Annotated in this window: 14 protein-coding genes and 2 pseudogenes; 14 read left to right on the top strand and 2 right to left on the bottom strand. The window is 41.0% G+C overall.

Annotated elements, in window-relative coordinates:
* Positions 1-6 precede the first annotated feature (6 nt).
* On the bottom strand, positions 7-984 hold the full coding sequence (locus PS3_RS05950) for a polyprenyl synthetase family protein (protein ID WP_007122360.1): 978 nt from the start codon (positions 982-984) through the stop codon (positions 7-9).
* Between the two features lie 139 nt (positions 985-1123).
* Here PS3_RS05950 and PS3_RS05945 point away from each other — a divergent pair, with 139 nt between their 5' ends.
* The 3 genes and pseudogenes from PS3_RS05945 to PS3_RS05935 all read left to right on the top strand — a co-directional run bounded on the left by PS3_RS05945 (position 1124) and on the right by PS3_RS05935 (position 4309).
* On the top strand, positions 1124-2002 hold the full coding sequence (locus tag PS3_RS05945; RefSeq protein WP_007122359.1) for a helix-turn-helix domain-containing protein: 879 nt from the start codon (positions 1124-1126) through the stop codon (positions 2000-2002).
* A pseudogene (gene ubiE, locus PS3_RS05940) lies at positions 1989-2711 on the top strand (bifunctional demethylmenaquinone methyltransferase/2-methoxy-6-polyprenyl-1,4-benzoquinol methylase UbiE). The gene PS3_RS05945 and the pseudogene ubiE overlap by 14 nt, the downstream one beginning before the upstream one ends.
* Entirely contained in the window at positions 2711-4309 is a 1599-nt protein-coding gene (locus PS3_RS05935; protein ID WP_040468359.1) for a cation:proton antiporter, read from the top strand. The pseudogene ubiE and the gene PS3_RS05935 overlap by 1 nt, the downstream one beginning before the upstream one ends.
* Before the next feature lie 198 nt (positions 4310-4507).
* Here the strand turns inward: PS3_RS05935 and mscL are convergent, their stop codons facing one another.
* On the bottom strand, positions 4508-4918 hold the full coding sequence (gene mscL / locus PS3_RS05930; RefSeq protein WP_007122357.1) for a large-conductance mechanosensitive channel protein MscL: 411 nt from the start codon (positions 4916-4918) through the stop codon (positions 4508-4510).
* 180 nt (positions 4919-5098) lie between these two features.
* On the opposite strand from mscL, the pseudogene PS3_RS05925 reads away from it, so the two are divergent.
* From PS3_RS05925 to PS3_RS05875, 11 genes and pseudogenes are all read left to right on the top strand, one after another.
* A pseudogene (locus PS3_RS05925) lies at positions 5099-6272 on the top strand (cysteine desulfurase family protein).
* 249 nt (positions 6273-6521) lie between these two features.
* Positions 6522-7838, top strand: a complete 1317-nt coding sequence (locus PS3_RS05920; protein WP_007122356.1) for an MFS transporter — start codon at positions 6522-6524, stop codon at positions 7836-7838.
* Between the two features lie 206 nt (positions 7839-8044).
* On the top strand, positions 8045-9382 hold the full coding sequence (gene gdhA / locus PS3_RS05915; RefSeq protein ID WP_007122355.1) for an NADP-specific glutamate dehydrogenase: 1338 nt from the start codon (positions 8045-8047) through the stop codon (positions 9380-9382).
* Between the two features lie 97 nt (positions 9383-9479).
* Positions 9480-10481, top strand: a complete 1002-nt coding sequence (locus tag PS3_RS05910; RefSeq protein ID WP_040468357.1) for an asparaginase — start codon at positions 9480-9482, stop codon at positions 10479-10481.
* A gap of 12 nt (positions 10482-10493) precedes the next feature.
* Positions 10494-11315 (top strand): aldo/keto reductase, encoded by an 822-nt coding sequence (locus PS3_RS05905; RefSeq protein ID WP_007122354.1) that lies wholly within the window; start codon positions 10494-10496, stop codon positions 11313-11315.
* A gap of 102 nt (positions 11316-11417) precedes the next feature.
* On the top strand, positions 11418-12083 hold the full coding sequence (locus PS3_RS05900; protein WP_007122353.1) for an NAD(P)H-binding protein: 666 nt from the start codon (positions 11418-11420) through the stop codon (positions 12081-12083).
* 18 nt (positions 12084-12101) lie between these two features.
* Positions 12102-13130: a zinc-dependent alcohol dehydrogenase family protein gene (locus PS3_RS05895; RefSeq protein WP_040468355.1), complete on the top strand. Its 1029-nt coding sequence runs from the start codon at positions 12102-12104 to the stop codon at positions 13128-13130.
* Between the two features lie 98 nt (positions 13131-13228).
* On the top strand, positions 13229-14107 hold the full coding sequence (locus PS3_RS05890; protein ID WP_040468353.1) for a LysR family transcriptional regulator: 879 nt from the start codon (positions 13229-13231) through the stop codon (positions 14105-14107).
* Between the two features lie 92 nt (positions 14108-14199).
* Positions 14200-14571 carry a nuclear transport factor 2 family protein gene (locus PS3_RS05885; protein ID WP_040468352.1) on the top strand — a complete coding sequence of 124 codons (372 nt, stop codon included), beginning with the start codon at positions 14200-14202 and terminating at the stop codon, positions 14569-14571.
* A 12-nt stretch (positions 14572-14583) separates the two neighbouring features.
* Positions 14584-15348, top strand: a complete 765-nt coding sequence (locus PS3_RS05880; protein WP_040468351.1) for a carboxymuconolactone decarboxylase family protein — start codon at positions 14584-14586, stop codon at positions 15346-15348.
* A 13-nt stretch (positions 15349-15361) separates the two neighbouring features.
* Positions 15362-15778 carry a cupin domain-containing protein gene (locus PS3_RS05875; RefSeq protein WP_007122351.1) on the top strand — a complete coding sequence of 139 codons (417 nt, stop codon included), beginning with the start codon at positions 15362-15364 and terminating at the stop codon, positions 15776-15778.
* Positions 15779-15927 lie beyond the last annotated feature (149 nt).

The raw sequence follows: 15927 nt of genomic DNA, 5'->3' as shown, positions 1-15927 counted from the left end.
ACGGCTCTAATTAGTACGGTTTAATAATTTGTTGATTAGTTTCTTTAGATTGCGGGTTGCCTTGCTATCAGGTAAGTCAGCTAATAATGCTAAAGCATCATTAGAATATTGCTGAGCGGTCTGATGTGCTATTTTGACGCCATCGTTAGCGATTACTAATTGCCGAATTTGTAAAAGATCATCCATTGTCATTTGGCTTTGCTTGGCTAGCAGATCGCGAATGGCATGGGAAGGATCATTTGCTAAGGCAATTAGTAAGGGGAGCGAATAAACGCCCGTCGTTAAATCTTCGAGAACCGGCTTATTCATGTCGTGACCATCGGAATAATCTAAAATATCATCCAAAATTTGAAAAGCCATTCCCACTTTTTCGCCAATGACCTGGGCGATTTGAACTTCTTGCTCCGATAAGTTGCCGAGAAACGCCCCTTCACGAGCCGCTAAAGAAAATAGGGCCGCGGTTTTACCTTTAATATTATCGAGATAGGTGGTCACTGATTGATTGAGATCAAAGCGGTGGGCCATTTGTCCCAGTTCGCCATTCAAAATTTTAGACATCACCGTCGCATTAACCTTAAGCAACGGTGTATTGGCAAACGCTTCAGTGATTAATTGAAAGAATACGGTAAAAAGATAATCGCCCGAATAAACCGCAATATCCTTACCAAAAGCGGCTTGAATACTAATGGCTCCGCGACGTTGTGGAGCGTCATCAATGATGTCATCATGAATTAATGTAGCCATGTGTAAAATTTCAATCGAGGCTGCCGCTTTTAATAATTGTTCTTGATCATTTGGCCCCTTGATCATACTAAATAGGCAGACAAAACCCGGACGAATATATTTACCACCATTATTGGCCATCGTTTTTAAAGCAGTTTCTAATTGGTGATCGGCTGTTTGAATGCGATTAGTAATTAAATCAGCAACCGCTTGGAGATTCGTATTTAATTCGGGATATTGAGGGATAAATGAGCGTGACATTTTATTGTTCCTTTATCATATGTTAACTTATATTCTAACCTACAATCTTAATTTAAGAAATACTAAGATTGACCATTCATATTTACTGAGTATTTCTTTATAATTATAGGTAACGATATTTATAAGCGGGGATGCAAAGATGGATATTAATCGATTTGTCAGTCGACGAAAGGAATTAGGCTTTTCGCAAGTACAACTAGCTCAGGGGATTTGTACGCAAGCAACCCTAAGTAAATTTGAAAATAACGGTCAAATTCCATCTTTAAATATTTTACAACAGTTGTGTAACCGCTTGGGATTGTCATTAGATGAGTTAAGTCAAAATGATAAGGGTTCGATAGTCTATCTTAATCGTCAGTTAAAACAAGCTGAAATTGACCTGATGATTGGTAACTTGGCCGCTGTTCAGAAATGCTTAAGTAACATCAGTATCAATTCGCAAAGTACCCTGATCCATCAAATGCAATTTTACCTAATTCGGGGGTTACTTAAGCTGTTACTTGATCATGACCATGAAGGGGTCATTACCGATTTTAAATTGGTGACCGAAGAACTTGATCAGGAACAATCAACCATCTGGTATTATCTGGGCCAGGCGGGGCTTGCGCTGGTCTATGATCGCGAACAGAACGCAATTGCTGCTAAGGAACGCTTTAAATTAGTGGCCACTTATGTTGATCAACTAAACGATACGGCTGTCGAAAATATTACCGATTTTGAATATGTCCTTGCAATTTCATACATTTTAGGGCGTTATTATTGGCAACATGGTCTTTTGCCAACGGCCGAAAACTATATTAAATTTGGTTTGCAATTGGCCCGGTATCATCATGTTACTTACTTTGTCCCACGACTGTATATGGTACAAACGGAAATCCTAAAGGCACAAGGTGCAGATTTATTAACTATTCAAGCAACGATTCGCCAAGCCGCTGTTTTTGCTGAATTTAATCATAATCAAGTCGTTCAAAAGTGGGTGCAAGAACAAGGAAAAGGAGAACTTTATGACGCTAACTAATCATCATTCTGAAAGTGAGGTTAATCAGCTCTTTTCACGGGTTGCTCCCCAGTATGATCGGATGAACGATTTGATTAGCTTAGGAACTCAGCGTCGTTGGCGAAAACAATTATTTCGAGCATTACCAATTCATCAAGGTGATAATTGTTTAGACCTTTGCTGTGGAACAGGAGATTTAACCATTTCATTAGCGCAACGGGCAGGGTGAAAAGGGCGAGTGGTTGGACTGGATTTTAATGCTGAGATGTTGGCCTTAGCTAAACAAAAAGCACTTACTCGCGGGGTGAATCAACAAATTGAATGGCTCCAAGCGGACGCCATGCACTTACCTTTTACTGATGATCAATTTAATATTATTACGATTGGTTATGGTCTTCGCAATGTTCCTGATGCTAACCAAGTTTTGTCTGAGATTTATCGGGTATTAGCGCCAGGTGGTCACTTTGCTTGTCTTGAGATGTCACAACCGACGAATCCAATCATCAAACTTGGCTGGCGCGCCTACTTTAAGCTTTTTCCTTACATGGCTAGATTAACTGGGGCGCACCCGCAAGACTATCAATACCTACAGAAAACGGCGCAAGCTTTTTACTCGGCCGATGAACTGGTGCAGGTTATGCGAGAAAGTGGCTTTCAAAAGGTTAGTTATCATAAATTAAACTTAGGTGCCGGGGCCCTGCATTTTGGCCAGAAAGCGAGGATCAATTAATGGAAATTTTGATATCTTCAGCAATTTTGCTTGCAGCATCGACGTTAGCGATAATCATTCATCGCCAACTATTTCCTCACTTTGCGGGGCATTATATCGGCTTATTGTTAGGGATGGCTTTAGTTTGGATTCCGGTAGTTAATGACCTAGTCTGGAAGTTTAATTCAGAAATTTTTATGGGCTTTGTCATTGCGCCTTTACTATTTTTTGATGGGCAAAGCACGAGATTACGCCTGGTTTCGACCAAGTTTAAATCTATTGTTAGTATGACGGTGGTCATGGTATTAGTGATTCTTTTGGTGGCTGGCTTTACCATCCAATCGCTATTTAAGATTGGCTTACCGTTAGCCTTTTTACTGGCAGCCATTAGTATTCCAACGGATGCGACAGCAACTGACGCGGTTACCGATGGCTTGATTATGCCGAAACGGCCCAATATCTTATTAAAGTTAGAGTCATTGTTTAATGATGCTTCTGGTTTAATTTTGCTAAGCATGGCAACCTTATGGTTTCAAAATGGGTATATTAATTATCAACAAACCTTAATGGATTTCTTGATCTCGGCCTTTGGAGGCGCAACGCTTGGTTATGTGTCATCTTGGTTACTGATGATGTTGCGGCAGCAAATGTTTACTTCAAAAGTTAATTTTTTGAATAATACCTACAATAATGGGACTCCCATGAAGGTAATTTTCTTCGCGACACCTTTTTTGATTTATTTTATTGCCGAAGAAATTCACGTTTCGGGAATTATTGCCGTGGTGGTCGCAGGATTAGTAGGGAATACTGAGGCGCAGCGGAGCAAACTTTTAAATCCGATGGTTTATTATGATTCTGTACGCTTAATTGAGATGATTAGTGAAATCCTTAACGGGGTGGTTTTTGTAGTCCTTGGGATCGTCTTGATGCGGACCTATCGTGATGAACAAATTACCTATGGGTCATGGACGTGGATTTACATAGGGATCGTCTTGTATCTATCTAATCTCATTGTACGATTTTTATATTCAAAATTTGTTATGCGGGAAAAAGCTCACACGGCCAAGTTATTCGCCTTAGGTGGTGTACATGGGGCTGTGACTTTTGCCTTGGTCATGATGTTAGAGCACGCCACGTTGAGTACGCGTCAATTTAATTTAGCAATCATGTCCGAGAGTGTCTTGATCATTTTGAGTCTTTTAGTGCCGTCAATATTGTTCCGCTTTGTATTGGACAAGGACGTACCAGATGATGAAATGATCGAAGAATTAACTTCAATGCGGGTCGCCATGGTGGAGCATGCTCGCCAACAATTAAATGAAATTTATGTACCTGATCGAATGAAGCCAATTCTGGAATATGATTTAAATGCTCAAATTGGACAAACTTCAACCCGAGATTTTATTAAACAATGGCAAAAAGCGAGTCGAGTGGTGGGCTTAGATCAAAATCAAACAATTTTCCTGAATGAAATTTATCACTATATTTTTGATCAGGAGCGTGATTATTTAGCCATGATTGAACATCGTGAAAGTAAGTATCATGAAGTATTCAATATCTTATATAAAGAGATTATGATGGCCGAAATGGTATCCTTACGTGATGATAATGAAGAATAAAAGAGATGCTGGGAAAAAAGCAATAAAGCGCCCCATCGGGCTAACCAAGAACGAATGTTGGTTCGGAACGGACCGATGTGAGTTCGTAGTTAGACTCATGGAGCGCGCTTTTTGACCGTAATTACTAGTGTGATCATAATAAATGAGGGTGGTAAGAAATGTCAATTAGCATTTCTTACCACCCTTTTAGGATCTTGCTTACTTATTATCTTGTTTTTCAAGTAAGGCAACGATTTGTTTAAGGTAATCAGTTTCAGTCGCTTCTTTTTCTTCTGCTTCCGCTTCCTTAGCATCTTCTTCTGATTTAGCGAGGGCAGCGGCCTTTTCCATGACCGTATTGATACTCTTCATTAATAAGAAGACAACCAAAGCAATGATTAAGAAGTTAATGACTGAGTTCAAAAAGGCACCATAACGGAAAGTGGCATCGCCAACCTTGAAAACGAGGTTGGAGAGGTCAATCCGACCTAGAAAAATCCCAATCAATGGATTGATCAAATTCTTAACTAATGAGGTAACGATGGCCGTAAAAGCTGACCCGATGATCACCCCAACAGCCAAGTCCATCACATTACCACGTAAAATAAATTCACGAAATTCTTTTAACATAAGATACTCCTTTATATATACATTAACTAAACTAACTTAACAAAAACTTAAGGTTTTGGCAAGATAAAAGGGAGATTTATTTGATCTTTTCTAGATGGTTCGTTTGGAATTCAATCAACAAACTAGAGGATTGAGCGATTATTAGTTATAATGTAGCCATTGATTCAGGGAGGAAAGAGTATGGGATCTAGAATTTATGTTGATAATGCTGGAACAACGGCGATGGCGCCACAAGTAATTGAAGCCATGACAACAGCGATGAAAGACACCTTTGGGAATGCGTCGACTACTAATTACTATGGCCGACAAGCCAAACAGGTATTAGAGGACTGTCGTCATTATTTAGCTCAATCCGTTCATGCTCAATATGATGATGAAATTGTGATTACCAGTGGAGGAACGGAGAGCGATAATACGGTCATCAAACAAGTTGCTCAAGCCCGGCAAAGCGAAGGCAAACACATTATTACGACGGCTTTTGAACATGAAGCAATTTTACGTCCCCTCAGTGATTTAGAAGCACAAGGCTTTGAAGTTACCTATTTACCAGTAGATGAATTTGGTCAGATTAATTTAGCTGATTTAAAGGCGGCTTTACGTCCCGACACGATTTTAGTTTCGATCATGACGGTTAATAATGAGGTGGGGAGTCATTTACCCATTCATCAAATTGGTCAAATTGTTGCCGATAGTTCAGCTTGGTTTCATACTGATGCTGTCCAAGCTTATGGCATTCTGCCGATTGACGTTCAAGCGGATCAAATTGATCTCTTATCAATGTCTGCCCATAAGATTAATGGACCCAAGATGACTGGTTTCTTGTATCGCCGGCGTGGCATTAACTTTCCCGCTTTTATTCGTGGGGGTGATCAAGAATTAAAACGCCGGGCAGGGACAGAAAACGTTCCGGGAGTAGTTGGCATGACTACAGCCGCGCGTCTCCATCTAGAAAAGATGGCTAGCCATCAAGTCCACTATCATGAATTTAAAACACCGCTTGGTTGATGGATTAAATCAAGCTGGGGTTGATTTTGAAATTAATGGTCATCTCGATGATCAAATGGCCCCTCAGACCATCAGTTTATGGTTTAAAGGCGTTCCCAATGATGCTTTATTAACCAATCTTGATTTGGAAGGGATCATTGGGGCAGCTGGCTCGGCTTGTACTTCAGGGTCTTTAGATCCTTCGCATGTCTTAGTGGCAATGTATGGTCAAGATAGCCCCCGAATTTGGGAAACCTTACGTTTTTCATTTGGAATTGATAATACGCTGGCCGAAGTTGACCGAATTGTGGCCGCTTTAAATAAATATACAAAACGTCTCAAGAATAATGGTGATCGCGGGCAACGCTAACCTTAAGGATTTACTGATTATCGGTTTAGAATCGTTAGTTGGTAGGTCCTTTTTTAGTTTAGTTGTGATTTATTAAATTAAATTTAATTGGGAGTAGAATTTATATAAATATGCATTAATGCCAAGATAGTTAAAATATTACGCAAAAGTTATAAAAGACTTAACATTTTCTAATTCTAGTCTTAGGATGTTAATTACATTCATAAGAATGAATCATCAATCTGATCAAAAGGAGGATTTCAGATGGATATGACAAATCAACAACCTATAGCTAGAACCGAACGGAAGATTGCTTCCAATATTTTAAAAGGTTCGCTAGGGAACATGATCGAATGGTTTGACTGGTACGTATATTCAGCCTTCGCAATCTATTTCTCAGCGGCCTTCTTCCCATCTAATAACCAGACGGCTGAATTACTATCAACCGCTGCAGTTTTCGCAATTGGGTTTGTGATGCGACCGTTTGGATCCTTCGTCATGGGGCGGTATGCGGACCGCCATGGTCGGCGGGCTGCCTTGACCTTATCAGTCATGATTATTGCTGGAGGGTCGATGATTATTGCCCTTGTACCGACTTTTAGTCAAATTGGGATCTGGTCACCAATTATTTTAGTGGCAACACGGATGGTTCAAGGGCTCTCCCTTGGTGGTGAATATGGGACTTCAGCCACTTATTTATCCGAAATGGCTTCGCCACAACGGCGGGGATTTTATTCATCTTTCCAATATGTCACTTTAATTGCCGGACAACTGTTAGCCTTGCTAGTGCAAATTGTGCTCCAACAAATGTTTAATGAACAACAGTTATATGCTTTTGGTTGGCGAATCCCATTCGTCATTGGGGCGATTGGTGCTTTAGTCGTTTTATGGTTACGGCTAACTATGGAAGAATCAGACCAATTTAAACATGCGAATAAGCATAACAAACGGTCAGGGACCTTACGTTTATTGGCAAAATACCCGAAACAAGTCCTAATCGTCATTGGGTTGACCCTTGGGGGAACAATTTCTTTTTACTCATACACAACTTATCTTCAACAATTTATGATTAACACGGCTGGCATGAATAAAGAAGTCGTGGCGATTGTAAACTTCGCAGCCTTGTTAGTAATGATTGTTTTACAACCAGTCTTTGGTGCTTTGTCAGACCATATTGGTCGGAAACCATTGTTAGTCTTCTTTGGAGTTGGGGGCACCATTGCCACTGTTCCAATTTTCACACTACTAGCACATGTCACTACTGCTTGGGGTGCCTTTCTACTAATGGTTAGTGGCTTGATTTTAGTTTCTGGCTACACTTCGATTAATGCAATTGTGAAGGCCGAATTATTCCCTGCCGAAATTCGGGCATTAGGAGTTGGCTTACCATATAGTCTTACGGTGGCTATTTTTGGGGGAACCGCTAACTATGTTGCGCTTTGGATGCGCTCAGCTGGGATTGAAAGTGGTTTCTATTGGTATGTCACGGCGACGATTTTTATTTCCCTATTAGTTTACATTTTCGGGTTGAGTCATAAAAATGATTCGCTTATTGATCAAGAAGAAGCTGAAATGTATGGCAAATAAGCGTTTTAAAGTCTAAGAACCGAACTTAAAGATTGCAGAAAGTTAAAATAGTTAAGTGAACTCACACATATAACTATGAATTAATAATCAAATCACGAAAAATCCTATGATGAAAAAACTGGATTTATTTTCAGATCCTGATAAGATTATAATTACAATCATTAAAAAATGATTAAAACAGCAAACAAGAAATGAGAGGTTATTATATGTCTTACGTTGATGATGTTTATGAACGACTTGTTGCCCAGAATCCTGCTCAGCCAGAATTTCACCAAGCCGCTAAAGAAGTTTTAGACTCCTTACGGCCTGTGATTGAACCCAATGAAGAACACTACCGCAAGGAAGCTCTTCTAGAACGGTTAACGACACCGGACCGGCAAATTCTCTTTAAGGTTCCTTGGGTTGATGATAATGGTCAAGTTCAAGTTAACAATGGTTTCCGGATCCAATTTAACAATGCCATTGGACCTTACAAAGGTGGATTGCGGTTACACCCAACGGTTAACTTGGGAATCTTAAAGTTCTTAGGATTTGAACAAATCTTTAAGAACGCTTTAACTACCTTGCCAATCGGTGGTGGTAAAGGTGGATCGGACTTTGATCCTAAGGGGAAGTCTGATCGTGAAGTAATGGCCTTTTGTCAAAGCTTTATGACTGAACTCTACAAGCACATTGGACCAGACGTTGATGTGCCAGCTGGTGATATTGGTACTGGTGGTCGTGAAATTGGTTACCTTTACGGTCAATACAAGCGCTTAACGACTAGCTACCAAGGGGTCTTAACTGGTAAGGGCTTGAACTGGGGTGGTTCATTAGCTCGGACCGAAGCTACAGGGTATGGTTTACTCTACATCGTTGACGAATTATTAAAGGACCACGGTCAAAGCCTGGAAGGTAAAACTGTCACGGTTAGTGGTGCCGGTAACGTAGCTATTTATGCCATTGAAAAGGCACAACAACTTGGTGCTAAGGTTGTGACGGCTTCTGACTCAACTGGTTGGGTTTACGATCCAGAAGGGATTGACGTTGCCTTACTTAAGGACGTTAAGGAAAACCGGCGGGCTCGTTTGACAGCCTACGCTGAAGAACGACCATCAGCTGAATACCATGAAGGACGAGGTGTTTGGGTTGTTAAGGCGGATGTTGCTTTACCATGTGCAACGCAAAATGAATTAACCCTTGATGATGCGAAGACCTTAGTTGAAAATGGGACAGTTGCAGTTGCAGAAGGGGCTAACATGCCTACGACTCCAGAAGCAACTGAATACCTTCAAGAGAAGGGTGTCTTCTTTGTACCTGGTAAGGCGGCTAATGCCGGTGGGGTTGCAGTTTCTGCCCTTGAAATGAGTCAAAACTCAGAACGGTTAAGCTGGACCTTTGAAGAAGTTGATAATAAGCTTCATGACATCATGAAAGACATTTACCAAAATATTTCTTCAGCAGCTGAAAAGTATGCGAAGAAGGACGACTTCGTTTCTGGTGCTAACATTGCTGGTTTCCTTAAGGTAGCCGATGCAATGGAAGCGCAAGGAACGGCGATCTAATTTTATAAACCTCTTAACGGACTTTTACTTTACGGTAGAAGTCCGTTTTTACATGGTGTAAGATAATCCTAATATCTTGAAATAGGAAATAATCATCATGAAAAAGAAATTACTATTACTCTCAACCGGCGGCACCATTGCTTCGGTCGCATCAGATACCGGCATAACCCCAGGAGAAAGTGGCAATGACTTGGTTAAATTGCTGGGGGAACTGCCCTTTGACTTAGATGTCCGGGATATTTTGAAACTGGATTCTTCTAATATTCAGCCTGAAGAATGGCAATTTATGGCTGACCAAGTTTATGAAAACCGGTTAAATTACGATGGAATTGTCATAACGCATGGGACTGATACTATGGCTTATACGGCCTCGATGCTATCCTTCATGTTACAAAATATTGAAATTCCAGTGGTGATTACTGGGAGCCAAGTTCCGATTAATGTGGTATTAAGTGATGCTCAATCTAATTTACGCTTAGCCTTTGCGGCCGCTATGGCTGGGAAACCAGGAATTTTTGTGGCCTTTGATCGAAAAATCATGCGTGGTTGTCGCAGTGTTAAAGTTCGGACAACTGATTTTGACGCCTTTGAAGGTGTTAATGTTCCGCCTTTAGCAACTGTAACGTCAGATGGTTTGGTTTTCCGGAAAGATTATCAAACCTATCGTGATATTGCCTTTGATTGTCAGTTAAAAAAAGCCTTAGATCCGCATGTGGCCCTGATTAAGCTCTTTCCAGGATTTGATCCTGATTTGTTACGGGCGATGGTGGAACACGGTTGTCGTGGTATCGTCATCGAGGCTTATGGACTCGGGGGCATGAACTTTATTCGGCGAAATTTAGTGGCTGTAATCGGTGAACTAACGAGTGCTGGCATTCCGGTAATTGCCAGTAGCCAATGTTTATATGAACGAAGTGATTTGACTAAGTATGAAGTTGGTCGTGAGGCCCTCTTAAAAGGGGCCATTAGCGCACGAGATATGACTTCAGAAAGTGCAGTAACTAAATTAATGTGGGCCCTAGGTCAAGGAATGGATATCAAGGCTGTGCAAGCTTGTTTTAATCAAGATTTAGTTGGCGAAGTGACGATTGAAGATTAAGAAGGTGCAGGCATGGAAACAGTAAGGCTAAATAATGGCGTTACAATTCCGCTCCTGGGATATGGGACTTACCAGTTACCGCAATCTACGGGGCCGGAATTATTAGAAGAAGCGATAAAATTAGGTTATCGCCATTTTGATTCTGCTCAAGAATACCAAACCGAAGCGGCAGTCGGGGAGGCAATTCGACATAGTCAGCTGGCCCGAGATCAATTTTTTATGACGACCAAATCGTGGATGGACGGTTATCAAGCAACCTTGGATGGAATTGATGAGTCCCTAGAACGCTTTGGCTTTGACTACTTTGATTTAATCTTGATTCATTGGCCGCAAAGCCACCCCTTGGAGAGTTATTTAGCCTTGGAAAAAATTTATCAAGAAGGCAAGGCGCGCGCAATTGGCGTTAGTAATTTCAATAGTCGTCAATTAGATAAGCTATTAGCCAATAGTTCGGTCATACCAGTAATCAATCAAATTGAAACCCATTTATTGTGGCCGCAAACTAGAATGGCCAAGTATTTGCATGAACACCAGATTGCCCACGAATCATGGTCACCATTGGGGGCTAGTCATTTAAAGGAAATGATTAAAATTCCGTTAGTACAAACTATTGCCCGTCAACATCATGTTAAACCGACGCAAGTGCTCTTACGATACTTAACGCAACAGGGGATTGTTACTATCCCGATGACCACTAATCATCAGCATTTAGTTGATAACTTATCGTCATTAGACTTTGATTTAAGTACGGCAGAATTGGCAAGTTTAAGACAATTTGACCGTGGCCTCCAATCGATGCACTGGCCGTCTTGGATGCGTGAAGATGCCTATTAAAATAGTATGCATTTAACGAATGGTAATATACTGAAAAGGTATTTTACCATTTTTTCTTTTCTAAATATAATAAGACATATCAATTAGGAAAGAAGGGACCTTATGAATTTATTGATCTTAGCAGCTAATGGTCAAATTGCTCGGTTAGTTGAGGAACGGATTTTAAGTGAAGATAATTTTAAATCGGTAAACCTAACTTTATTCTTACGAAATGCTGATCGCTTAGCAAATTTAGCAACTAATCCGCGAGTTACCCTGATCGAAGGGGACCTGAATAAGGAAGCGGATGTAGTTAATGCAGCCCAAGGACAAGATCTGATTTTTTCAGCGGTAGTGGATCACGATGATACTGGTAGCAATCGTCCAACCAAAAATATCATTAAAGCTGCTCAAGAAAATCAGGTTCACCGGATCATCGAGACTAGTTTGCTCGGCCTTTATAATGAGGTGCCGGGAGAATTTGGTCGCTGGAACAATGAAACTTGTTTTGGTGGTGATCCAAGTGGTTCGGCCCCAGTTTTAGCTGACCAATTATTAAAGGATTCAGGCTTGAACTATACAACTTTACGGTTGCCTTGGTTAAATGATCGGGATGAAATTAAATATACTATTACCCATCGCAATGAACCTTATGTTGGTGTCTCGGGGTCACGAAAGAGCATTGCGGATGTCGTACTTAAGATTGTTGCCGATCCAAATTTTGCTGCCTTTGACAGTATTGGGATAGCTGATCCTGATACCCAGGGGTTAGATCGACCAGTATATTAATAAATGGAGGAAATTAAAATGAAAGCTGCTGTTTTTATGGGACCTGGTAAGATGGAGGTCCATGAAGTTACGAAACCATCGATTCAAAAGTCGAGTGATGCGATTATTAAAATTATTCGGGCCTGTGTTTGTGGATCAGACTTATGGTGGTTCCGGGGAATTAGCCAACGAGAGACTGGAACGAACACCGGTCACGAGGCAATTGGGATTGTTGAAGAAGTGGGTTCAGACGTAACCCATATTCAACCGGGTGATTTTGTAGTTGTACCGTTCTCTCATGGGTGTGGGCATTGTGCGGCTTGTTTAGCTGGCTTTGATGGTAGTTGTTTGAATGCTGAATATCCAACTAATAGTGACGGTGCTTACCAGGGTGAATATTTACGGGCTACCAATGCTGATTGGGCGTTGGTTAAGATTCCCGGACAACCAAGTGACTATACTGATGAACAATTAAACGATTTATTAACCCTTTCAGATGTGATGGCAACCGGATATCACGCGGCCGCCAGTGCGGAAGTTAAACCAGGCGACACGGTAGTTGTCTTTGGTGATGGAGCGGTTGGACTCTGTGGGGTCATTGCGGCTAAACTCCGTGGTGCTAAGCGAATCATCTCGATGAGTCGGCATGAAGATCGGCAAAAGCTGGCCAAAGAATTTGGTGCCACTGACTTTATTGCTGAACGGGGCGATGAAGCAGTTCAAAGAGTAATGGAATTAACTGATGGTAATGGTGCGGATGCAATTTTAGAATGTGTCGGAACGGCGCAATCAAATGAAACTGCGGTTCAAGTTGGTCGCCCAGGGGCCATCGTTGGTCGGGTTGGAGTACCTCAAAACCCAACTATCGATACGAACGCGCTCTTCTGGCGTAATATTGGTTTACGGGGCGGAGTTGCGAACGTAACAACTTATGATAAAGAAGTTTTATTAGAAGCTGTTTTAAAGGGTGAAATCCATCCTGGTCATGTCTTTACTAAGAGGTTCCAATTGGATGATATCCAAGCTGCTTACGAAGCGATGGATAAACGTGAAGCTATTAAGTCCTAAGTAATTGTAAGTGAATAGTCAGTAACCAATAGATCCGCCAAAAGCTGGCGGGTCATTTTTGTTGTCATGATAAAATAGAAGTATTTAGGAGGTGTGACATGTTTTCTCAGATTAAATATTTTATTGCGGTGGTTGAGCAACATAGTTTTACCCTAGCTGCCGAAGAATGCCATATCTCACAATCTGCGATTTCACAACAAATCAAAGAATTAGAAGCTACTTTGGGAGTGGCCTTATTAGATCGCCATGGGCGGACTTTTACCGTGACGGCGGCCGGTCAATATTTTTATCGACATGGAAAAGATTTACTTGTCTCGGTGGATTTCTTAATTAAGGGAACTCAGCAATTTAATGAACCGGATCAATATCAATTAAATGTTGGTTATCTTCGTGATTTTGGGACCGGCGAGTTTCTACAGGCAGTGGCGGATTTTTCCAGCCAATATCCACAAATTAAGATCAATATTACAAGTGGCAATCACGAAAGTCTGTACCGACTAATGCAATCTCAAAAATTGGATTTGATTTTTTCCGATCAACGACGGGCTTTATCTGATCGGGCCATCAATCACTTTTTAACGGCGAGTCCTTTGATGGTGGCCGCAAGTGTTAATCAATTAAAAGACCGTCAGAATGTCGACGTAGATGATTTAAAAGATTTAACCTGCTTGATAATTCAAAGCGATCCAGAAGATACTAGCACCATTGAATATTATCAAGGAGCGCTCGGGATTAGCAGTGATTTTCAAATTGTGGGGACGAAAGAAGCCGCTGAAATGTTAATGGCGACCAATCAAGGGTACGTAATTGTTAATGAACGGACGCAAGACCAGTTTAATTCGGCGGTGATTCAGGCGCGACCGTTAGTTCATCATCAAGAAAAGTTTCTACAAAAATACTTTGCCTATTGGGATAAAGATAATGGCGGTTATTTTGTGGAAGCATTTGCCAAATTATTAGCAAATCAGTTCAAATAAGTAAAACTTATGCATTGAATTAATAATTGGAATCGTTTTATATAATCGATACTTTTATACTGTAAGTATCCTAAAGCTGGAGGTGTTAAACAGTGTCAGACGAAGAACAAATTATTTCGCTCTATCGGCAAGAGAATGAGGCGATGGTAAAGAAAGATCTGGTTACTTTGAATCAAATTTTAGCTCCGTCCATGAATTTGGTTCATATGACTGGCATGGTTCAACCCAAATTAGAATGGATTGATCAGATTCAAAATGGCCAAATGAAATATTTTGATTCTCAAGAAGAGCATATTTTTGATGTCGTGATTGATGGGGATCAGGCTAGTTTAATTGGTCAAAATCTGGTTCGCGCTTTGGTTTGGGGTGGCGGGGTCACAACATGGCCCCTCCAAATCAAAATGGAATTTCAAAAAATTAATGGTCAATGGTTGATCACTTATCAAATTGCTAGCACTTATTAGGAGGTTGAGAAGATGGCAATTTCTTCAGCAGCGTCAGAATATCGGCAACGCTTATTTGCAGACGATCCTTTTCAAGAATTAGCCCAAAAGGATCCAGAAGTATATGAAATCGTTAATAATTTTATGTTTGACGAGGTCGTTAATAATGACGATTTAGATGATCGGACCCGTTTTATGTGTAATCTAGCTACCTTAATCGGCTGTCAAGGAATCGATTTATTTGCTGAATACGTTCCAGCGGCCCTAAAAGCGGGAGTTAGTCCAGTCGAGGTCAAAGAGATTACTTACCAAGCGATTGATTACTTAGGGATAGGACGAGTTTATCCATTTTTAAAGGTAGTTAATCAACAATTTGCGGCTCAAGGAATCGACTTACCATTACCTGGTCAATCAACGACCAGTCCCGAAACGCGCTTAGCGGCTGGGGAGCAATGCCAAATCGATATTTTTGGCGAAGGAATGCGCGACTTTAAGAGTCAGGGTGGTGCTGCCCAAAATATCAACAAATGGTTGGTTGATAATTGCTTTGGGGATTACTACACGCGCCAGGGTCTAAATTATCAAGAACGGGAATTGATGACCTTTTGTTATTTAGCCGCTCAAGGTGGCGTGGAACCACAATTAGAAGGACATGCGGAGACTAATATTCAAAATGGGAATGATTATCTATTCTTAATTAAGGTAATTTCCCAGAACTTACCATTAATTGGCTATCCACGGAGTTTGAATGCCTTGCGCTGTGCCACTGAAGCTAAAGCAAAAGTAGAAGAACAATAAGGAGAAATGAATTATGGCAAAGAATGAAGAAGCAGTAAAAAATGATATGTTTGGTTTTGGGGAAGAAAATACCGCTTATGCCCAATACTTCATTGGGAAAAGTTATCTAAATGGTCTGGTGCCAGCAAAAGATGATGTAACAGTTGGGGTTGCCAATGTTAACTTTGAACCAGGTTGTCGGAATAACTGGCACATTCATCATGACGGTTACCAAATTATTATGTGTACCGCCGGTGAAGGTTGGTACCAAATTGAAGGTCAACCGGCGCAAAAGATGCATCCTGGTGATGTGGCGGTCTTCCACGATGGCGTAAAGCACTGGCACGGAGCTACCAAGGATAGTTGGTTCTCGCATGTGGCAATTGGTGCCGGTTCTACGGAATGGTTAGAACCAGTTGACGATGAAGCATATGGTAAATTAGCTGATTAAAAGAAGCAGGGAAAAAAGCAATGGGGCGTCCCATAGGGCTAACCTAGAACGAATGTTGGTACGAAACGGACCGACGTGAGTTCGTAGTTAGACTCGTGGGACAGCTTTTGACCGTAATTACTATTGTGATCAAAAAATGAGGGTGGGAA

This window comes from Limosilactobacillus gastricus PS3 (assembly GCF_000247775.1).
Lineage (GTDB): Bacteria > Bacillota > Bacilli > Lactobacillales > Lactobacillaceae > Limosilactobacillus > Limosilactobacillus gastricus_A.
The sequence above is the reverse complement of the archived record's forward strand: the minus strand, read 5'-3'. Positions and strand labels throughout refer to the sequence as shown.